This window comes from Alteraurantiacibacter aestuarii, from assembly GCF_039523595.1.
Classification (GTDB): Bacteria; Pseudomonadota; Alphaproteobacteria; order Sphingomonadales; family Sphingomonadaceae; genus Alteraurantiacibacter; species Alteraurantiacibacter aestuarii.
In genome coordinates, this window is the sequence record NZ_BAAAFP010000002.1 from 868805 (window position 1) to 888154 (window position 19350).

The window sequence follows — 19350 nt, forward strand, 5'->3', positions numbered from 1 at the left end:
GCAGTTTGTTGGCCGCAGTCGGGCCTATTCGTCTTCTATCGCACTATATGGGTCTGCAATTCCCATAAGCGCAAGCGTCTTAACTTCCAATTGTTCCATCGCCTCTGCCTCTGCGGGAGAGATTTCGTGATCATATCCCGCAAGGTGCAACAGGCCGTGGACGATCAGATGGGATGTGTGATCGGCAATTGCGATGCTTTTCTGTGCCGCCTCACGCGCGCAGGTTTCCTGGGCCAGCACAATATCGCCCAGCAACACCGGCGGGCCTTCTTCGTCCAGCGCCAGCAGGTCCTCCCGGGTCAGCATGGGGAAGGACAGCACATTGGTGGGCTTGTCGCGATCGCGCCACTGGCGGTTGAGCGCGTGAATTTGCGCGTCAGAGGTGAACGTCAGGCTGGTGGCAAGGCGCGGATTGGCCAGCTGGGGCGCGATGGCCTGCACGGCCTGCACGGCCCTGAGCGCCAGCGCTTCCCAGTCGGTATCGGCACTCCACGGTGCCTCGATCTCGCAATCGAGTTCCATCAGGCCAGTTCCATCATGCGGGCGGCAATTTGATCATCACGGAAGGGCATTCTCACCCTCATAGGCCTCGACAATGCGGCCCACGATCGGGTGGCGCACCACGTCTGCGGTGGTGAAGCGGGTGACGCCGATACCGTCCACGCCTTCCAGCCGCGCCACCGCATCGGCGAGGCCGCTCATCCGGTCGCCGCCGGGAATGTCCACCTGCCGCGGATCGCCGCACACCACCATCCGGCTGTTCTGGCCAAAGCGGGTGAGGAACATCTTCATCTGCTCCTTGGTGGTGTTCTGCGCCTCATCCAGAATCACGAAGGCATCGGCCAGCGTGCGTCCGCGCATGAAGGCAATCGGGGCAATCTCGATCTCGCCCGATGCCAGCCGCCGCTCCACCTGTTCTGGCGGCATGCAGTCGAACAGCGCATCGTAAAGCGGGCGCAGATAGGGATCGACCTTCTCCTTCATGTCACCGGGCAGGAAGCCCAGCTTTTCGCCCGCTTCCACCGCGGGCCGAGACAGGATCAGGCGCTGCACGCTGCCGGTAATCAGCTGGCTGACCGCCTGCGCCACCGCCACATAGGTCTTGCCCGTACCTGCCGGGCCGAGCGCGAAGATCACGTCGCGGCTGGCCAGCAGGCGCATGTATTCGGCCTGCTTGGCGGTGCGCGGCACGATGGTCTTCTTGCGCGTGCGGATCATGACAGAGGGCAATTCCGCCGTGGTATCGATGATCCCGTCCAGCGTGGGTTCGCTCGACATGGCGATCAGCGCCTCGATCGCCCCTGCATCCATTTCCTCACCGGCCAGCAATTTATCGTGCAGTTTCAGCAACACATCGCGGGTGCGGGCGACATCGTCCTCGGCCCCCTCGATCACAACCTTGTTGCCGCGCGCGCCGATATACACGCCCAGCCGGTTTTCGATCTGCACCAGATTGGCATCAAATTCACCGAACAGCGCGCCCAGCACGGTCTGTTCCTCAAATTTGACCTCCACCCGCGTTCGGCGACCATGATCGCGGCGATCTTCGGGGTGGGCGATTGCGGCCGAACTTTCGGCGCTGTGTGCTTTGCGGGTCATGTGCTCCCTTCGGCGATGATGGACACAAGAATAGGCACGCTTGCGGCTCAGGCAAGATGGGCGATGCAAGCAAGCGGTGGATAGTCACATGACTGTCATCCCAGCTCTGTCATCCCAGCTCTGTCATCCCAGCTCTGTCATCCCAGCTCTGTCATCCCAGCTCTGTCATCCCAGCTCTGTCATCCCAGCTCTGTCATCCCAGCTCTGTCATCCGGACCCAACTGGCGAGAAATGGCGGAGCGTTCCATTTGCGCCCCTGAACAGGCCGATCAGGCCTGGCTGGACAGCACCTGCCCCTTGAGCGAGGCCGGTCCGGCTTCGCCCAGCCGGGCATGCACCATGTCGCCGATCTGCATCGCATCGGCCTCCGCACCTTCGAAGAACACCGATTGCAGCCAGGGCGACTTGCCCAGCCACTGGCCGGGGCGGCGGCCCTTGCGTTCAATCAGCACGTCGCAGGTCTTGCCGGTGCTGGCCTGATTGAAGGCATGTTGATCGCGGCCCAGCGATGCCTGCAGGCGCTGGAGTCGCTCTTCCATCACCTCGCGGGCGATCTGGCCATCCATGCTGGCGGCAGGCGTGCCGGGGCGGGGCGAATACATGAAGCTGAAGGCAGAGGCGTAGCGGACCGCGTCCACCACCTGCAACGTTTCGGCAAACTCGGCCTCGGTCTCTCCGGGGAAGCCGACGATGAAATCACCCGACAGCGCGATGTCGGGGCGCACTGCGCGAAAGCGCTCGAGCAGCTTGAGGTAGCTGTCCACCGTGTGGCTGCGGTTCATCGCTTTCAGCACCCGGTCTGATCCGCTCTGCACCGGCAGGTGCAGGTACGGCATCAGCTTCTGCACCTCGCCATGCGCGGCGATCAGGCCTTCGTCCATGTCGTTGGGGTGGCTGGTGGTATAGCGAATTCGCTGCAATTTCGGGAGCTTGTCCAGCTCTTTTATCAATTCTCCCAGGCCCACGGCGTGGCCCCTGGCATTCTCTCCGCGCCAGGCATTGACGTTCTGCCCCAGCAAGGTGATCTCGCGCGCGCCGGCTTCCACAAGCGCCTCAGCTTCGCGCAGCAAATCGCTGTAAGGGCGCGATATTTCTGCGCCGCGCGTATAGGGAACCACGCAATAGGTGCAGAACTTGTCGCACCCTTCCTGCACGGTCAGAAATGCCGATGGCCCAACCTTGCGCCGCGCCGGAAGTGCAGCAAATTTGGCGTCTTCCGGCATGTCTGTATCGGTTGCGCGCTCTCCGTTTGCGGCCCTGGCGATCATCGCCGGCAGGCGGTGATAGGCCTGCGGGCCGACCACCATGGAAACCGCCGGTGCGCGCTTCATGATCTCCTCACCCTCGGCCTGCGCCACGCAGCCGGCCACCGCGATCATCGGATCCTTGCCGACCTTGCGGCCCGCTTTGACCAGGCGGCCGATATCCGAATAGACCTTCTCCGCCGCCTTCTCGCGAATGTGGCAGGTGTTGAGCACCACCAGGTCCGCCTCCTCACCCTCGGGCGCGGCGGTAATGCCCTGCTCGGCCAGCATCTCGGCCATGCGCTCGCCATCATAGACGTTCATCTGGCAGCCGAAGCTCTTGACCCGGTAGGTCCTGGGAGGATTGCTGTGTGGCATGGGCGCGGCCTTTAGGTCATTGCGCAGCGGAAATCAAAGCGCGCGTCAGAAGCGCAGCGCGGCCTCGATCTTCGCCTGTGCCGCTGCCGCCATGGTCTTGCGATTGGTCATTTCATCGCCCGTCAGCGGGTCAAGGAAGCGGATGGTCAGCAGGATCGGCTTTGTGCGGGCGAGGATTCGCTTGAAATTGTCCAGTCCCGGCTCATCCCCGAACCACACCATTGCGGGCGTATCCTCATAATCTAGTGCCACCGGCTGCACCGGAATATCGGCGGGCAGGCGTTCAACTGCAGAGAGCAGCGATGACCGGAAGGGCAGCAGCCCGGTGCCATCATTGGTGGTGGATTCGGGAAAGATCGTCAGCCGTCTTTTGCCCAGCCGGTCGGTCACCTGCGCCACCTGCTCTGCCACGGTGGCGCGCTGGTCGCGGCTGATGAACAGCGTGGCGTTCTGCAGGCACAGCCACGCCAGCACGGGATGGGTGGACAGGCCGCTCTGCGCCACAAAGGCGGTGCGGCTGGCCCCGGCCAGCGTCAGAATATCCAGCCAGCTTTGATGATTGGCCAGCAGCAGCGCCCGCTGTGCAGGCTTGCCGACAATGCGCACGCGCACCCCGCTGATCCGCGCCAGTCCGCCCAGAAAAGGCGGGGGCACAAGATCGCGCCGGCCCAGCAGCGTGCACAGCAGGTGCGGAATGATGATGATTGCGAACAGCAGCAGCCAGCCGGCCGCCCGCAATATTACGAGCAGCCATCGCCAGCCGAGATCTGCTGGCTCAATCCTCGCGGTCGATGCGGACGCCGTACAGCTCCATCCGGTGGTCAACCAGGCGATAGCCCAGCTTCTCGGCAATCGTGCGTTGCAGCGCCTCCAGCTCGGGGTCGACGAATTCGACCACCTTGCCCGTTTCGACATCGATCAGATGATCGTGATGAGCCTCCGGCGCAGCTTCATAGCGCGCGCGGCCATCGCCGAAATCATGGCGATCGAGAATGCCCGCCTCTTCGAACAGGCGCACCGTGCGATAGACTGTGGCGATGGAGATCTTGGGATCAATGGCGGAAGAGCGCGCGTGCAGCTTCTCCACATCAGGATGATCGTCGCTCTCCGACAGGACCCGGGCGATCACGCGGCGCTGCTCTGTAATCCGCAGGCCACGTTCAGCGCACAAGGCTTCTAGGTCGATAGGCTGGTGCAAAATCAATAATCCCGGTTCGAAACAAGTCGCCCCGCCACTATGTAAGGGGCGGGGCGTCTTTTCAACCGGATTGGTCGATAGTGTTCAATCAAACCACTTTTTTGCGGCGACCACGACGCTGGCCGGGCTTGCGGCCAAGGCCGATCTTCTTGGCCAGTTCGCGGCGCTTTTCCGCATAATCGGGGGCGACCATCGGATAATCGGCAGGCAGATTCCAGCGGGCACGATATTCGTCCGGGGTCATGCCGTGATCGGTCATCAGGTGACGCTTGAGCATCTTCATCTTCTTGCCATCTTCCAGGCAAACGACGTGATCGTTCTTGATCGATGCGCGAATCGTTACTGCTGGCTCGGGACGTTCTTCCTTCGCTTCTACAGAGCCCAATCCAGAAAGAGCGCCATAAACGCTCTGAATAAGTACTGGAAGGTCAGACACATCAACATTGTTATTGGCGACATGCGCGGTGACGATGTCCGAGGTTAGCGTAATCAACATCTCGTTCATGTCGTTTTCAAGGTTATCCATGGGTTCCTCTTATTTTTATTTTGCGACCGTTTGACTAATGCCAGCCATCGTCTTCGATTGGCTATGCTCGTCGCCACTGCAACATCATTCACACGATTACAAGAGGCAGGGATGGTAAACCGGATTATTTTTCGGTGAAATTGTCTCTAACCACGTATTGTTGCAAAGGTAATCGCATCAAACGGGCCATCTATTCCGGATCGATAGTAATTGATCCGGCGACCAACCTCCTCAAACCCATGGTTTTGATATAGTTTGACGGCTGGATTCCCGTCCCGCATTTCAAGAAAAAGTCTTTTAGAACCACGTATTTGGGCACAATCCAGGAAGCGTTTCATCAAAGCTGAGCCAACTCCCGATCCGCGTGCCTGCGGCATCACGGCAATCAGCAGCAATTCCTCTTCTTCGGCGGCGGCGCGGGAAAGGGCGAAACCGCGCGTATCCTCCATCGCCCGGGGTTCGGCGCCATTGCCATCGGCAAGCAGAAAAAAAGTGCCCGGCATGGTCAGCGTGTCACCCACCTGCCGCCTGTTCCACGCCTCGCCATAGGCAGGATCGAACGATGCTTCCATCACCTGCATGATGGCATCGAGCGCATCCATCATGCTTTCACCCCCGGCAATCTGGCATCGGGAGCGCGCCCGTAAATGGGCGAAAGATCGGTGGCGAGCACGTCATCGCTCAGCAGAAATGACTGGCTCGCATCGGGCAGCAGATCAATTGCACGGTGATCGCCGCCCAGCGCTGCGGCCAGTTGCTGTGCCTTGCTGCCCGCGATTACTTGGTGCCGACATGCTGCACTTGCCTGTTCGGGCGTGAGCGAGCGGACGGTGTCTTGCGCAATTGCGTCAGCGGAGAAATTCTGCACGAAGTATTCGCCATGTCCGGCGGCCATGCACACGGTGACCGGGCCGGGATGCTGCGCGCGGGCCATCGCCGCCACCAGCGCCAGAGCGGGATAGCCCAGCACCTGCGCATCCCATGCCAGCCCCAATGCGCGCGCGGCGGCCAGGCCTATGCGCACGCCGGTAAAGCTGCCGGGGCCGAGCGAAACAAGGATACGGTCTGCGCGGCCCTTGCCGGGGAAATTGGCGATGGCGGGCACCAGCGTTTCTGCATGGCCGCGCCCGATCACCTTGTGGAAGGAGGCGATGCATGTCGTGTCATCGAACAAGGCTGCGGAGCAGGCTTCGGTGGCACTGTCTATGGCAAGTATTCGCATCGGCAGATGCTATCAGATCAGGCGGTTGAATGCACCGAAGTCCGGGCGCGGGCTGCGCTCATGCAGGCGCGTGGGATCGCCGTAACCGATCGAACAGATGAAATTGCTTTTCCAGCTGGGATCGTCGGCAAAGAAATCCGCATCGACAGCGGCGTTGTTGAAGCCCGACATAGGACCGCAATCCAGCCCCAGAGCGCGCGCGGCCAGAATCAGATAGCCGCCCTGCAGCGAGGAATTGCGAAAGGCCGATGTTTCACGCGCTTCCGGCTTGCCGTCGAACATCGCCTTGCCATTGCCGTGCGGGAAAAGCTGCGGCAGCTGCTCGTGAAAATCCACGTCCATCGCCACGATCGCGCAGACAGGAGCATTCCTGACCTTCTCGACATTGCCCGGCGCGGCATGGGCGGCCAGCCGCTCTTTCGCCGCATCCGATTTGCACCATACGATGCGTGCGGGCAGCTGGTTCATCGATGTCGGACCCATTTTCGCCAGCTCCCAGATCGCGTGGATCTGTTCATCGCTGACTTCGCGGCCATCGAAATACTGATGCGTGCGGGCTTCGCGGAACAGCTGGTTCAGCGAGCCATCGGAAAGAACATCTGCCATGAAAAACTCCGTCTGGATCAGGCGGCGCGGACTTCACTCACCTCGGGCACATAATGCTTCAGCAGGCCTTCGATACCGTGCTTGAGCGTGGCGGTGGAGCTGGGACAGCCGGAGCATGCGCCCTGCATCTGCAGATAGACCACGCCGTCGCGGAAACCACGATAGCGGATATCGCCGCCATCACCCGCCACAGCCGGACGAATGCGGGTTTCCAGCAATTCCTTGATCTGTTCGATGATGTCCGCGTGGGCGGGATCGTCGGCAATCTCCAGCTCGTCATCCGCCGGGACCGAAAAGCCGCTGGCATCGCCGCCGGTAAACAGCGGCGCCTGGCTGACGAAATGATCGAGCAGCACCACCACAACCTGCGACTTGAGTACGGACCAGTCCGCGCCCGGTCCGGCGGTGACGGATACGAAATCCTTGCCGAAGAACACGCCGGTCACTTCGCCTGTATCGAACAGCGCCTGCGCCAGCGGAGAAGCTTCCGCATCCTCGGGATTGGCAAAATCGCGCGTGCCCGAAGGCATGACCTGCTGGCCGGGCAGGAATTTCAGCGTTGCCGGGTTCGGTGTGGTTTCGGTCTCTATGAACATATCGGCGATGTAGGGGCGCGCACGGCGGACCACAAGGCAGCAATATTTGGCTTGCCCCAATCACAACTCGTCGGCCATCGTGGTGGCAGCCATCGAGCGCACCATTCACCAAGCCTTCATTCCTCCAAGGCCAATTAGGCACCGTGATGACATTTCTTTCGCGCTTCACCCGCGCTTTCCTGCCGGCCCTGCTGCTCCTTCCCGTACCGGCGCTGGCCCAGTCCGATTGCACGCTGGGGGTTTCCGGCCCGCAGGATGTGCCGCAATTCGACATGCCTGACGATCCGTGGATCTATCGCGGCACGGATATTCCGGTGGACCAGCAATGGCTGTTTGGCGAATTGCCCAATGGCGTGCGCTATGCCGTGCGCCAGAACGGCGTGCCGCCGTGCCAGATTTCCATCCGCGTGCGCATCGATGCAGGTTCGCTGCATGAGAATGATGACGAGCTGGGCTTTGCCCATCTGATCGAACACCTCACCTTCCGTCAGTCGCGCGATTTCGGTCCGGGTGAGGCGATTCCCTATTTCCAGCGGCTGGGCGCGGGCTTTGGCAATGATACCAACGCCATCACCAGCCCCACGCACACGGTTTACCAGCTGGACCTGCCCAATGCCCGGCGGGATACGCTGGAGGACAGTGCGCGGCTGTTTGCCGGGATGATCCAGGCCCCTACGCTCAGCGCGCAGGACCTGGCGAGCGACCTGCCCATCGTGCTGGCCGAACGGCGGGAGCGCGCCGGTCCGGACGAACGCATTTCGATCGCCACGCGTGAGACTTTCTTCAGCGGACAGCGGCTGGCGGATCGCCCGCCGATCGGCACGGTGAACTCTCTGCAGAACGCCACGCCCGAAGCCGTGCGCGCTTTCCATCAGCGTTGGTACCGCCCGGAAAACACCGTGGTGGTGCTGGTGGGCGATGCCTCTCCGCAAGTGCTGGCCGCGCTGGTCGAACGCAATTTTGCCGACTGGCAGGTTGCCGGACCGGTGACGCCCGAACCCGATTTCGGCGATCCGCAGGCGCCCGCAGGGGCCGATCCGGAAAATCCGGTGGGCGAAGTGCGCGTCCTGATCGAGCCGGGCCAGCCGCTCAGCCTGACCTATGCGATCCTGCGCGACTGGGACCAGGTGGTCGACAATCTGGAATACAACCGCGGCCTGCTGATCGATTCGGTGGCGGAATCGATCCTCAACCGGCGGCTGGAGGAAAATGCCCGCACCGGGGCGAGCTATCTGTTCGCCGGTATCCAGCAGGACAAGATCAGCCGGTCGGCCGATGGCACTTATGTCGTTGTCACCCCGCTTACCGATGACTGGAAAGCCGCGCTGGCCGATGTCCGCGGTGTGATCGCAGATGCGGTGACACAGCCGCCCAGCGAGGAAGAAATCGCCCGCGAACTGTCGCAGTTCGATGTCGCCTTTGTCGACATGGTCAGTCAGGAGCGGATTCAGGCCGGCAGTCAGCTGGCCGATAATCTGGTCAATGCGGTCGACATTCGCGAAGCCGTGGCCGCGCCCGAGACATTCCTCGAAGTGTTTCGCGCCATGCGTGACCGCTTCACTCCGCAGGCCATTCTCGAACACACGCAGCGCCTGTTTTCCGGCACTGTAGTGCGCGGCGTGATGCTGGTGCCCGATCTGGGCGTGGCGAACGAGGCGCAGTTCCGTGCCGCGCTGAGCGCGCCTGCCATCGCCAGCAGCGCCGCGCGCAGCGATGCCGAGGCGATCAGCTTTGCCGACCTTCCGCCGATCGGTGATCCGACACTTCCGGTGGTTTCCGAACCGCTTGGTCCCGGCCTTGTCAGCAATGTCGAGAAGCTGACCTTTGCCAATGGCGTTCGCGCGCTGATCCGCGACAGCAACAATGAGCCGGGCCGTGTCACCGTGCGCGTGCGCTTTGGTGCCGGCTGGCGCGGGTTCGAGGCCGATGAGGGTGTCTATGCCGATCTGGGCCGCCGCGCGCTGGTCAATTCGGGCATCGGTCCGCTGGGTCAGAACGAGCTGGACCGGCTCGCCACCGGGCGCAAGCTGACATTCGGTTTCAGCATTGGCGATGCGGCCTTTGAATTCGAAGGGATTACCCGGGCAGAGGATCTGGCGGACCAGCTGTATCTGTTCGCCGCCAAGCTGGCGCAGCCGCGCTGGGATGTGGCGCCGGTGGAACGCGCCAAGGCCAGCGCCCTGCTGACTTACGATTCGTTCGACGGCGATCCCAATGGCGTGATCAACCGCGATCTGGATTACCTGCTGCGCGGGATGGACGCGCGCTTTGCCACGCCCACGCCCGATCAGCTGCGCAGCGCCACCGCCGGCGAGTTTCGCCGCGTATGGTCGCGCCTGCTGGCACAAGGGCAGATAGAGGTCGACGTTTTCGGCGATATCGACCGCGATGCCACGGTGGACGCGCTGAGCCGCACATTTGGCGCGCTGGCCGTGCGCGACGAGCTTCCTGAACGGGTTGCAACACGCGGTGTCGGCTTCCCGCCGCCCAATGACACGCCAATGGTGATCAACCATTCTGGCGAGGCCAACCAGGCCGCGGCGCTGATCGCATGGCCCACCGGCGGCGGATCTGCCGGCCTGCCGCAGGCGCGCAAGCTGGACCTGCTGGCGCAGCTGGTCGCCAATCGCCTGCTGGACGGGCTGCGCGAGCGATCGGGCACGTCCTATGCGCCCTTCGCCAGTTCCAGCTGGCCGCTCGACATGGAAAGCGGCGGCCATGTGCTGGCGCTAGTGCAACTGGAGCCGGGCGATATCGACGACTTCTTTGCCGAGGCCGACCGGATCGTGGCCGATCTGGCCGACAAGGGGCCGACCGAGGATGAGCTGGCGCGGGTGATCGAACCTGTGCGCCAGAACATTGCCCGCGCGCAGACCGGCCACACATTCTGGCTCAACCAGATGGAAGGTTCGGCATTCGATCCTTATCGCGTGCTCAACCTGCCCACGCTGCCGGTCGATTACCTGGGCACTACGCGCGAAGAGATTCGCCAGCTTGCGCAGCGCTATCTTGCGCCAGAGCGCGGATTCCGGCTGGTGATCCTGCCTCCGGGCGATCGGGCGCCTGGTTAGCCTTGGAACAATAACGCAAGTAACCTTTGCCCTTGGCCCGACTCGGGGTTAGATGCTGCCTCCCCCTAAACATTTAATGCGGGACTCGGCTATTTCCGGGCCCTGCTGCATTGGACGAAGTGACGTGGCAAAAAACTGGACACCCGATAGCTGGAAGCAGGACCGTTTCGAGGCGAAGCACCTGCCGCATTATGAAGATGCGGCGGAACTGGCCGACGCCGAAAAGGTGCTGTCCGGTTTTCCTCCGCTGGTGTTTGCCGGTGAAGCGCGCGCGCTGAAGGCCAAGCTGGCCGATGTGACGGCGGGCGAAGCCTTCCTGTTGCAGGGCGGCGATTGCGCGGAAAGCTTTGCCGAATTCACGCCCAACAACATTCGCGACAGCCTGCGGGTGATCCTGCAGATGGCGGCCGTGCTGACCTATGCCAGCAAGATGCCGGTGGTGAAGGTGGCACGTATGGCGGGCCAGTTTGCCAAGCCGCGCAGCGCCGCAACAGAAGTGCAGGGCGGCGTGGAGCTGCCCAGCTACTTCGGCGATATTATCAACGGGATCGAATTCGATCCGGCCACGCGCCGCAACGATCCCCAGCGCATGCTGCGCGCCTACAGCCAGTCTGCCGCCACGCTCAACCTGCTGCGTGCCTTCACCACGGGCGGCTATGCCAATCTGCGCCAGGTGCATCAGTGGACGCTGGATTTCATGGGCCGCAGCGCCTGGTCCGAACAGTACAAGTCCATCGCCGACCGGATCGGTGAATCGCTCGATTTCATGGAAGCGTGCGGGATCGACATCGAAGATCAGCCGCAGCTCAAGATGGCAAGCCTGTACACCAGCCATGAAGCGCTGCTGCTGCCTTACGAGGAAGCGATGACGCGGCAGGATTCGCTGACCGGTGAATGGTACGACACATCGGCCCACATGCTGTGGATCGGTGATCGCACCCGCTTTGAGGACAGCGCCCATGTGGAATTCATGCGCGGGATCAACAATCCCATCGGCATGAAGTGCGGTCCCAGCCTGTCTCCCGATGCGCTGATCAAGATGCTCGACCTGCTCAATCCTGCGCGTGAGCCGGGACGCATGACGCTGATCAGCCGTTTCGGCCATGAGAAGGTGGAAGCCGGGCTTGCCCCGCTGGTCCGCGCGGTAAAGCGCGAAGGCCATCCGGTGGTGTGGAGCTGCGATCCGATGCACGGCAATGTCATCAAGTCCGACAGCGGATACAAGACCCGCCCGTTCGACCGGATCATGTCCGAAGTGAAGGGCTTCTTCGCGGTTCACCGGGCAGAGGGCACCCATGCCGGCGGCATCCATGTGGAAATGACCGGACAGGACGTGACCGAATGCACCGGCGGCGCGGTGGCTATCACCGATGCCGGCCTGGCCGATCGCTATCACACGCATTGCGATCCGCGCCTCAATGCCGCGCAATCGCTGGAACTGGCGTTCACCCTGGCTGAAATGCTCAACCTGGAACTCAGCGAGCGGCAGGCCGACGCAGCCTGACAAGGCTGGGCCTCACCGGCAGGAAGTTCGGCACCGCAACAGGTGGATGATGTGCCGCGCCTGTAAGTGGTAACACCTAGGCTGTGTAACCCGGACGATCATCATCTGCTCCTATAGTTCCTCCCTTGAGGGACTCAGGAGCATATTGATGGAGCGTTTGAGGCCCTTTTTGGGCCCCATACTTACCGGTGTAATCTGGTGCCTGTTCGCGCTGGGTACGTTGCAGCTGCGCTCCGAATATAATGCCGTGCTGATCATCTGGCTGCCCAGCGCGGTGGCGGTTGCGGCCCTGCATGCCCACCCCATGCGCCAATGGCCGGGCCTGTTGCTGGCGCTCTATATCGCCCAGCTGACCACTTCCCTGCTGATCGACCTGCCCCTGGTCAACGGCATGGCGCTGGCCTTTGCCACCATTGTCGAGGCTTTCATATGCACCAGAATTGGCAAGCTGGTGCTGGGCGGGCGTGGGCAATTGCCGCGAACATTTGCGCACATCGCCGGCCTGTTTCTGGCCGCTGTGGCAGGAGCGCTGGCCAGCGCGCTGATTTCCTTCCCGTTTCGCACTGATCCCACCCTGCCTGAACTGGCGTGGTGGTTTCTGGCCAGCGTGCTGGGCATTCTTGCCGGCACACCCGTGCTGTTGTTCCTTCGGCAATATCTGGGATTTGGCGATCAGAAAGTGGCGATCAGCGGCAGTCTGTCGCTGAAAGGACTGTTGCTCGCCTTCCTGTTGCTGGTGCTGCTGGCCGACATCGTGCTGGCCATTCCCCATATTTCGCTCACGCCACTGCTGGTGATCGGTATTCTTGCAATCGCCATCCGCTTTGGCCAGCTGGGCGCAGCCTGGGGTATTATCGCCTATGGCGTGGCGGCCACGGTCCGCAGCCTGGGTGGGCACAATCCTGCGGCATTTCTGGATTTCACCCCGTTCAATGCCGGCCTGTATCTGCAGGCGCTGATGCTGGTGATGCTGGCGGCATCGCTGCCGCTTGCGGCGCTGCTGCTATCGCGGGACAAGCTGGAGGAGACGCTGCGAAGGCGCAACGAGGCCTTGCACCAGAACCTGACCATCTTCAATCTGGCAGAGACCTTGGCGGGCATTGGCCGCTGGCGCTACGACCTGCGGAAGCACACGCAGGACTGGTCTGAGCGCATGCTGGAAATGAACGGCCTCCCGCGTGAACTGGCACCCGATCCGGGCGATGTGCGCGACAGCCTGCCTGATCGCGGGAAAGAGCTGTTCGGCCAGATCGCCAGACACCGCGATGACCGCAAGCCTTATGATTTTCATTACCGTGTCCGGCCCGGGGGCGGCGAGGAGAGGACCCTTCACATCTCCATCCTCAATGAATTTGATGACAGCGGCGCACGTATCGCCCTGTTCGCCGTGGCCATGGATGTGACGCAGCAGGTCCGGCGCGAGGAAGCGATCGAGCTTGCGCGCGGCCGCGCGGTGCAACTGGCGGCAGAGGCCAACAGGCGGGCCAATACCGATCCACTGACCGGCCTGCCCAATCGTCGCTGCACCTTGAACCGGCTGGGCAGATTGGTGGACAACGCCCATCGCGGCGGCAGTTCGCTTGCCGTCCTCATGTTCGACATCGACCATTTCAAGGCGGTCAATGATGGCCACGGCCACCGCACTGGCGATGAAGTGCTGATCCGCGTGGCCCAGCTGGCCAGCTGCGAAGTGCGCGGCGCGGATCTGGTGGGCCGCATCGGCGGGGAGGAATTCGTCTGGCTGCTGCCCGGTGTCGATCAGAACCGTGCAGGGCAACTGGCAGAGAGGCTGCGCAGCGCGATTGAAACCGGAAGTGCGCTGGGGGGCCTGCCGATGGTGACCGTTTCTATCGGCATCTCCAGCCTGCGCCCCGGTGAAGACGCCGATGCGATGCTGGCGCGTGCCGATAGCGCACTCTACCGGGCGAAGGAGGGCGGCAGGAACCGCGTTCGCCTGGCCGCCTGAAGCGGGCGCCTGCATAATTTCTGCGGAACCCGGCACTAGGTCGGGGTTTCTATAGGTAACCGTCCCGTGCATTATTGCGAATGCACGCTGACAGGCCGCAGGAGGGGTGTTTGCCCAAAGCCACTACCCGCCCGCATGCCCAGGGCATGCCAGATCTCGCACACAGCTTCCTCGCCACGCGGGCGATGAGCGAGGCGCTGTGCGCGCCGCTGTCCGAAGCCGATGCCACGATCCAGTCGATGGACGATGCCTCGCCCGCCAAATGGCACCTGGCGCATGTCACATGGTTCTGGGAAACCTTCCTGCTGCGCGATCACCTCCCCGGATACCGGCTGTTTGACGAGCAATGGCCGTTCCTGTTCAATTCTTATTACGAGGCGGAGGGCGATCGCATATTGCGCTCGCGGCGCGGCATGCTCTCGCGGCCGACACTGGCGCAGGTGCTGGAATGGCGCGCGCATGTGAATGCACATATGGAGCCGCTGCTGGCCGATCCCGCTGTGGCCGATCCCGCCGTGGCCGATTTGATCGAACTGGGTATCGCCCATGAACAGCAGCACATCGAATTGCTGCTGACCGACATCAAGCACGCCTTGTTCCGCAATCCGCTCGGCCCCGCCATGTGGGGTGGGCAGCCGGCAAAGGCGCAGGCGCAGGATGATGGCTGGCTGGAGCATCCCGGCGGCATCGCCCGCATCGGCCATCAGGATGAAGGCTTTGCCTTTGACAATGAGGGGCCGGTGCACCGCGCGCTGTTGGAACCCTTTGCCCTGTCGCGGCGGCTGGTGACCAATCGCGACTGGGACGCATTCATCGCCGATGGCGGATATCGAACTCCGGCGCTGTGGCTGTCCGATGGCTGGGCATGGGTGAACCGCATGCATATTGCCGCGCCGCTTTATTGGCGCGATGGCCAGCACTTCACCCATCAGGGCTGGCAGGACCGCGATCCCGATGCGCCGGTCTGCCATATTTCCTATTACGAGGCCGATGCCTTCGCCAGCTGGGCCGGTGCCATATGGCAAGGTGCGCGCCTGCCGACGGAGTTCGAATGGGAAGCGATTGCCCGCGGGCAGGATAAGCTGGGCTTCGATGCCGCATCAGGCAACCAGCTGGATGAAGCCGCGCCCCCTTTGCCCACCGGATCGGGCGAGCTGTTCGGCGATTGCTGGCAGTTCACCCGTTCGGCCTATCTGCCTTACCCGCGCTTCCGGCCTGCGGAGGGCGCGGTGGGTGAATATAACGGCAAGTTCATGGCCGGTCAGTGGGTGCTCAAGGGGGCCAGCTGCGCCACCATGCGTGGCCATTCGCGCCCGTCCTATCGCAACTTCTTCTATCCGCAGCAGCGCTGGCAATTCACCGGACTGCGATTGGCGAGAGATATCTGATGACTGCCATAACCGAAATCCGCCTTGTCGACCGGGATGAGGGCGGCGTTGACCGTGCCTTTCGTGCCGACGTGCTCGCCGGGCTGGCGCAGCGCCAGAAGGCTGTGCCAGCGCGCTGGCTGTATGACGATGCCGGATCGCAATTGTTCGAGGATATCACCCGCCTCCCCGAATATTACCCGACCCGCGCCGAGACCGAGATATTGCAGGCGCGCGGCGCCGAGTTTGCCGATCTGATCGGGCCGGGCAGGGCGGTAGTGGAATTCGGCTCCGGCTCCTCGGTCAAGACCCCGCTGCTGCTGGGGGCGATCGATCCGGGCGCCTATGTCCCGCTGGATATCGCGGGCGATTTCCTGCGCGCGGCAGCGGCGGAGCTGTCTGCCAACTTCCCCGGCCTGCCGGTCCATCCGGTGGAGGCAGACTTCACCAGAACGGTCACGCTGCCTGCCGAAGTGGCGGACATGCCCAAGCTGGGCTTCTTCCCCGGCTCCACCATCGGCAACATGGTTCCGCGCACGGCGGTGGACCTGCTGCGATCCATGCGGGAAACGCTGGGCAGCCAGTCAAAACTGCTGATCGGCATGGATCTGGTGAAGTCCAGGGATACGCTGATCGCCGCCTATGACGATGCGAAGGGGGTGACGGCGCAGTTCAACCTCAATCTGGCGCGGCGCATCAACCGCGAGCTGGACGGCACGATCCCGGTCGACAAGCTGCGCCACAAGGCCCGCTGGAATGACACTTTCGCCCGCATCGAGATGCATCTGCAGGCGGCGCAGGATTTATCCTTCGACGTGTCGGGTAAATCCTTCACCATGCAGGCGGGGGAAACCATTCACACGGAAAACAGCCACAAGTTCAGGCGCCGCAGCCAGAACATGCTGCTGCTGGCAGGCGGCTGGACCCCGCTGAAGCGCTGGGTTGACGGCAAGCGGCGGTTCTCGCTGATCCTGGCAGAAGCCAGCATCGCCCGCAGCGCGCCCTGACGCGCCGATCCGGCCACAGTTTGATACAAGCGGCGCATTGACGCGGAGCCTGCGCGCCGCCACTCTCCCCCTTTGACACTGTCCTTGGGAGGGGGCGATAATGGCCGCAGGTGCCACTGGCGAACACCGTTTTGATGTCGCCGCCTTCATCGATGAGAGAGACATCGGCTGGCGCGAGATCGTGACGCTGATTGTCTGTTCGATCGTCCTGTTCATGGACGGGTTCGACATGTATTTTCTGGGCAAGATCCTGCCCGCCATCGCCGTGGGGCTGGGCGGCGAATCGGTCGATATGGCCCCCGTCGTCACCAATCAGCAATGGGGCATGCTGCTGGGCGCGATCATCATTCCCCCGCTGGCTGACCGGATCGGGCGCAAGCCGGTGCTGGCGCTGTGCCTGCTGGCCTTTGGCTCGCTGACCCTGTGGGCTGCATGGTCCAGCGGTTTTACCATGCTGGCGGTGCTGCGCGGGATTGCCGGCATCTTCTTTTCCGCCATGCTGCCTGTTGGTCTGGCGATCATTGCCGAGGCCACGCCCAAGCGCCGCCGCGCGCTGTTCATGTCGATTGCGCTGGTGTGCTTTTCGGGCGGCAATCTGGGCAGCGGTTTCATGGTTACGCTGCTGCTGGAAGATCACGGCTGGCAGATTTTCTTCATCATTGGCGGGATTGTGCCCTTGGCGGCAATGCTTTTGCTGCTGACCATCCCCGAAAGCGTGTCCTTCCGCGTCAACCGCAACAGCGCCGATCCGCGCATTCCCGGGATGCTGCGGCGGCTTGATCCGGCAGTCGAACTGACCGGCAATGAAGTGTTCCATATGGGCGATCAGGCCGAAGTGGAGCGGCTGGGTCCGCTCGCCATGTTCGGTCCGCGCTTCCGCATGCAGACGATCCTGCTGTTTGCGATCTGCTTCTTCTCGCTGGGCAATATTGCGCTGCTGGCCAATTGGCTGGCCACCTTCATGCTGGAAATGCGCGATGTGCCGCTGACCGACTTCGCCTATTACATGATCATCGGTTATTTTGGCGGTGCGGCGGGCACTTTGACCATGGGCTGGCTGATGGACCGCATCAATCCGTACAAGGTGCTGGCGGTGTTCTTCGTGGTTGATGCGTTGGCGATTTACGCCATCGGCCAGGTCGATGCGCAAGTGGCGGTGATGGTGATCGCCGCGTTGATCGTGTGGAATTTCTGCCAGGTGGGCGGACAGACCGGCATCAACAATCTGGCCACGCTGGGCTATCCGCCCGAAATGCGCAGCAGCGGCATTGGCTGGGCCGGGGCGATGGGCCGCTTTGGCGGGGTGATCTTCCCGGCGCTGGGCGGCATGGCACTGGCGGCATCGCTGCGGCTGGAGACGATCATGCTGGCAGCCGCCATTCCGGCGCTGATCATTGCCGTGCTGATCACCGTGCTGGGGGTCATGAACAAGGGAATGATCGGCGGCGTGGCCATGCAGGGCGGCCAAGAGGGGCACGGCGGCCAAGGCGGACAGGGCGTACAGGCACCGGCCAACTGATAGCAATCAGTCCAAGACGATTCAGGCCAAAACGAAACGGGCCCAAACGAAACGGGCGAGCCGGTTGCCCAGCTCGCCCGCCCCCTCTCCCAAGGTCGGAACCTCGTTCTAACTGTTCCAGTCGTAGTGATCGGCCAGATGGCGCGGCTCAAAGCCATAGCTGCGGGCATTGGGATCATGCAGCATGTGCCCGTTCCACTCGATCCATGCCTGCTTCAGATCGGCAAAGACATCGGGCAGGCGATCCTTCAGATTGCCCCTCTCCTGCGGGTCCTCGATCACGTCGAACAGGAATTCGTTCTCATTGATCTTCAGGTATTTATAGCGGCCGCGGCGCACAGCGCGCTGGGTCTTGCTCCAGTACCGCCAGTACATGGTGCGATCGGGCAGGGTGATCCCGGCCAGCGCCGGATGCAGGTCTATGCCGTCGCTGGGATAGGCGGGATCGGGCGCGCCGCCTGCTGCCGCCAGCATGGTGGGCAGGAAATCCATCGACATGGCGGGCACATCGCTGGTTGATCCCGGTGCGGTCAGCCCCGGCCACTTGATGATCAGCGGCACGCGAATGCCGCCTTCCAGCAGCTCTGTCTTCATGCCCTTGAACGGCCATGTGTCGGAGAAACGCTCCCCGCCATTGTCGCTGGTGAAGATGACCACCGTATCCTGTTCCATCCCAAGATCAGCCAGCCTGGTCAGGATGCGGCCGATATTGGCATCCATGCTGGTGACCATCTGTGCATAGGTCGCCATCGTGCCGCCATCGAAATGGGTGATGTTCAGATCGTCGGTGGCGGGCTGCTGGTCGAGCCGCTCGCTTTCAGCCTGACCGCTGGCATTATTGCCTTCCCACGGCCAGTGCGGCGCGGTGAAGTGCAGCGACAGCAGCCACGGCTTGTCCGCTTCCTGCGCGCGCGCTTCGAGATATTCGATGGAGCGATCGGCCAGCAGGTCGGTATAATAGCCGACTTCCTCTATCTGGACGTCGCCGTCCCACATGTCATTCGCACCGGCGATCTTGTGGGTGAAGTAATCCACCCCGCCGCCGCGATTGCCCCAGAATTCGTCATAACCGCTCTTCATCGGGCCGAAATTGGGCAGGCGGCCCATGTGCCACTTGCCCACCAGCGCGGTGTGATAGCCCTGCTGCTTGAGCAGGGAGGGCATGGTCGGATGCGACGGGTCCATGCCCAGGTCGGGATTTTCCAGCGGCTCTTCCAGGCCCACCGGAATGCGATATTGATAGCGCCCGGTGATCAGCCCCACGCGGGTGGAGGAACATACGGCGCTGTTGGCATAGCCATGCATGAACTGCATGCCCTGCGCGGCCAGACTATCGAGAACCGGCGTTCTGTATTCGCGCCGCCCGTAACAGGACAGGTCGGCATAACCCAGATCGTCAGCCATGATGAACAGGAAGTTGGGCTTGCGGCCGGGCGTATGGGCCAGCCCCGGAATGCTGACCGTCAATGCGGCGGTGCCGATTGCGCCCTTGATGGCATTCCGGCGCGTCATCCCGGAAGTTGTTTTCCGCTCGGTCAAGATCAGCT

The 19350-nt window shown here is 62.5% G+C and carries 17 protein-coding genes; 6 read left to right on the forward strand and 11 right to left on the reverse strand.

From position 1 onward, the window contains the following. Positions 1 to 24: 24 nt before the first annotated feature. From ybeY to ABDZ98_RS07825, 10 genes are all read right to left on the reverse strand, one after another. Entirely contained in the window at positions 25 to 522 is a 498-nt protein-coding gene (ybeY, locus tag ABDZ98_RS07780) for an rRNA maturation RNase YbeY (RefSeq protein WP_160589826.1), read from the reverse strand. A 36-nt stretch (positions 523 to 558) separates the two neighbouring features. Further along, the gene (locus ABDZ98_RS07785; protein WP_160589825.1) at positions 559 to 1599 is read right to left on the reverse strand and encodes a PhoH family protein; all 1041 of its coding nucleotides are present in this window, start codon (positions 1597 to 1599) and stop codon (positions 559 to 561) included. 269 nt (positions 1600 to 1868) lie between these two features. Beyond that, positions 1869 to 3221: a tRNA (N6-isopentenyl adenosine(37)-C2)-methylthiotransferase MiaB gene (miaB, locus tag ABDZ98_RS07790; RefSeq protein WP_160589824.1), complete on the reverse strand. Its 1353-nt coding sequence runs from the start codon at positions 3219 to 3221 to the stop codon at positions 1869 to 1871. Between the two features lie 45 nt (positions 3222 to 3266). Next, entirely contained in the window at positions 3267 to 3959 is a 693-nt protein-coding gene (locus ABDZ98_RS07795) for a lysophospholipid acyltransferase family protein (protein ID WP_237437368.1), read from the reverse strand. A gap of 37 nt (positions 3960 to 3996) precedes the next feature. After that, complete coding sequence (locus ABDZ98_RS07800; RefSeq protein ID WP_160589823.1) at positions 3997 to 4419, reverse strand: Fur family transcriptional regulator; 423 nt, start codon at positions 4417 to 4419, stop codon at positions 3997 to 3999. An 88-nt stretch (positions 4420 to 4507) separates the two neighbouring features. Continuing rightward, positions 4508 to 4945 (reverse strand): Ros/MucR family transcriptional regulator, encoded by a 438-nt coding sequence (locus tag ABDZ98_RS07805; protein WP_160589822.1) that lies wholly within the window; start codon positions 4943 to 4945, stop codon positions 4508 to 4510. A 146-nt stretch (positions 4946 to 5091) separates the two neighbouring features. After that, positions 5092 to 5550: a GNAT family N-acetyltransferase gene (locus ABDZ98_RS07810; protein WP_160589821.1), complete on the reverse strand. Its 459-nt coding sequence runs from the start codon at positions 5548 to 5550 to the stop codon at positions 5092 to 5094. After that, a complete protein-coding gene (gene tsaB / locus ABDZ98_RS07815; protein WP_160589820.1) occupies positions 5547 to 6167 on the reverse strand; it encodes a tRNA (adenosine(37)-N6)-threonylcarbamoyltransferase complex dimerization subunit type 1 TsaB in 621 nt (206 codons plus the stop codon). Before tsaB ends, ABDZ98_RS07810 begins: the two co-directional genes overlap by 4 nt. A gap of 12 nt (positions 6168 to 6179) precedes the next feature. Then, a complete protein-coding gene (locus ABDZ98_RS07820) occupies positions 6180 to 6773 on the reverse strand; it encodes a malonic semialdehyde reductase (RefSeq protein ID WP_160589819.1) in 594 nt (197 codons plus the stop codon). A 17-nt stretch (positions 6774 to 6790) separates the two neighbouring features. Further along, positions 6791 to 7369 carry a NifU family protein gene (locus tag ABDZ98_RS07825; RefSeq protein ID WP_160589818.1) on the reverse strand — a complete coding sequence of 193 codons (579 nt, stop codon included), beginning with the start codon at positions 7367 to 7369 and terminating at the stop codon, positions 6791 to 6793. A gap of 146 nt (positions 7370 to 7515) precedes the next feature. On the opposite strand from ABDZ98_RS07825, the gene ABDZ98_RS07830 reads away from it, so the two are divergent. From ABDZ98_RS07830 to ABDZ98_RS07855, 6 genes are all read left to right on the forward strand, one after another. Then, positions 7516 to 10440, forward strand: coding sequence for a M16 family metallopeptidase (locus ABDZ98_RS07830; protein WP_160589817.1), 2925 nt, complete (start codon positions 7516 to 7518; stop codon positions 10438 to 10440). A 124-nt stretch (positions 10441 to 10564) separates the two neighbouring features. Further along, on the forward strand, positions 10565 to 11944 hold the full coding sequence (locus ABDZ98_RS07835; protein WP_160589816.1) for a class II 3-deoxy-7-phosphoheptulonate synthase: 1380 nt from the start codon (positions 10565 to 10567) through the stop codon (positions 11942 to 11944). A 148-nt stretch (positions 11945 to 12092) separates the two neighbouring features. Beyond that, positions 12093 to 13910: a sensor domain-containing diguanylate cyclase gene (locus ABDZ98_RS07840; RefSeq protein ID WP_160589815.1), complete on the forward strand. Its 1818-nt coding sequence runs from the start codon at positions 12093 to 12095 to the stop codon at positions 13908 to 13910. A 146-nt stretch (positions 13911 to 14056) separates the two neighbouring features. Next, positions 14057 to 15298, forward strand: a complete 1242-nt coding sequence (gene egtB / locus ABDZ98_RS07845; protein WP_160589814.1) for an ergothioneine biosynthesis protein EgtB — start codon at positions 14057 to 14059, stop codon at positions 15296 to 15298. Then, on the forward strand, positions 15298 to 16284 hold the full coding sequence (gene egtD / locus ABDZ98_RS07850; RefSeq protein ID WP_160589813.1) for an L-histidine N(alpha)-methyltransferase: 987 nt from the start codon (positions 15298 to 15300) through the stop codon (positions 16282 to 16284). The genes egtB and egtD overlap by 1 nt, the downstream gene beginning before the upstream one ends. A gap of 100 nt (positions 16285 to 16384) precedes the next feature. After that, complete coding sequence (locus tag ABDZ98_RS07855) at positions 16385 to 17803, forward strand: MFS transporter (protein ID WP_160589812.1); 1419 nt, start codon at positions 16385 to 16387, stop codon at positions 17801 to 17803. Positions 17804 to 17911: 108 nt separating this feature from the next. Here the strand turns inward: ABDZ98_RS07855 and ABDZ98_RS07860 are convergent, their stop codons facing one another. After that, positions 17912 to 19315, reverse strand: a complete 1404-nt coding sequence (locus ABDZ98_RS07860; protein WP_160589811.1) for a sulfatase-like hydrolase/transferase — start codon at positions 19313 to 19315, stop codon at positions 17912 to 17914. Positions 19316 to 19350 lie beyond the last annotated feature (35 nt).

What these genes read in the sequence shown, in the direction of transcription:
- ybeY (WP_160589826.1), bottom strand. Translation starts at nt 522, where the DNA reads ATGGAACTCGATTGCGAGATCGAGGCACCGTGGAGTGCCGATACCGAC.
- ABDZ98_RS07785 (WP_160589825.1), bottom strand. Translation starts at nt 1,599, where the DNA reads ATGACCCGCAAAGCACACAGCGCCGAAAGTTCGGCCGCAATCGCCCAC.
- miaB (WP_160589824.1), bottom strand. Translation starts at nt 3,221, where the DNA reads ATGCCACACAGCAATCCTCCCAGGACCTACCGGGTCAAGAGCTTCGGC.
- ABDZ98_RS07805 (WP_160589822.1), bottom strand. Translation starts at nt 4,945, where the DNA reads ATGGATAACCTTGAAAACGACATGAACGAGATGTTGATTACGCTAACC.
- ABDZ98_RS07810 (WP_160589821.1), bottom strand. Translation starts at nt 5,550, where the DNA reads ATGATGGATGCGCTCGATGCCATCATGCAGGTGATGGAAGCATCGTTC.
- tsaB (WP_160589820.1), bottom strand. Translation starts at nt 6,167, where the DNA reads ATGCGAATACTTGCCATAGACAGTGCCACCGAAGCCTGCTCCGCAGCC.
- ABDZ98_RS07820 (WP_160589819.1), bottom strand. Translation starts at nt 6,773, where the DNA reads ATGGCAGATGTTCTTTCCGATGGCTCGCTGAACCAGCTGTTCCGCGAA.
- ABDZ98_RS07825 (WP_160589818.1), bottom strand. Translation starts at nt 7,369, where the DNA reads ATGTTCATAGAGACCGAAACCACACCGAACCCGGCAACGCTGAAATTC.
- ABDZ98_RS07830 (WP_160589817.1), top strand. Translation starts at nt 7,516, where the DNA reads ATGACATTTCTTTCGCGCTTCACCCGCGCTTTCCTGCCGGCCCTGCTG.
- ABDZ98_RS07840 (WP_160589815.1), top strand. Translation starts at nt 12,093, where the DNA reads ATGGAGCGTTTGAGGCCCTTTTTGGGCCCCATACTTACCGGTGTAATC.
- egtB (WP_160589814.1), top strand. Translation starts at nt 14,057, where the DNA reads ATGCCAGATCTCGCACACAGCTTCCTCGCCACGCGGGCGATGAGCGAG.
- egtD (WP_160589813.1), top strand. Translation starts at nt 15,298, where the DNA reads ATGACTGCCATAACCGAAATCCGCCTTGTCGACCGGGATGAGGGCGGC.
- ABDZ98_RS07855 (WP_160589812.1), top strand. Translation starts at nt 16,385, where the DNA reads ATGGCCGCAGGTGCCACTGGCGAACACCGTTTTGATGTCGCCGCCTTC.
- ABDZ98_RS07860 (WP_160589811.1), bottom strand. Translation starts at nt 19,315, where the DNA reads ATGACGCGCCGGAATGCCATCAAGGGCGCAATCGGCACCGCCGCATTG.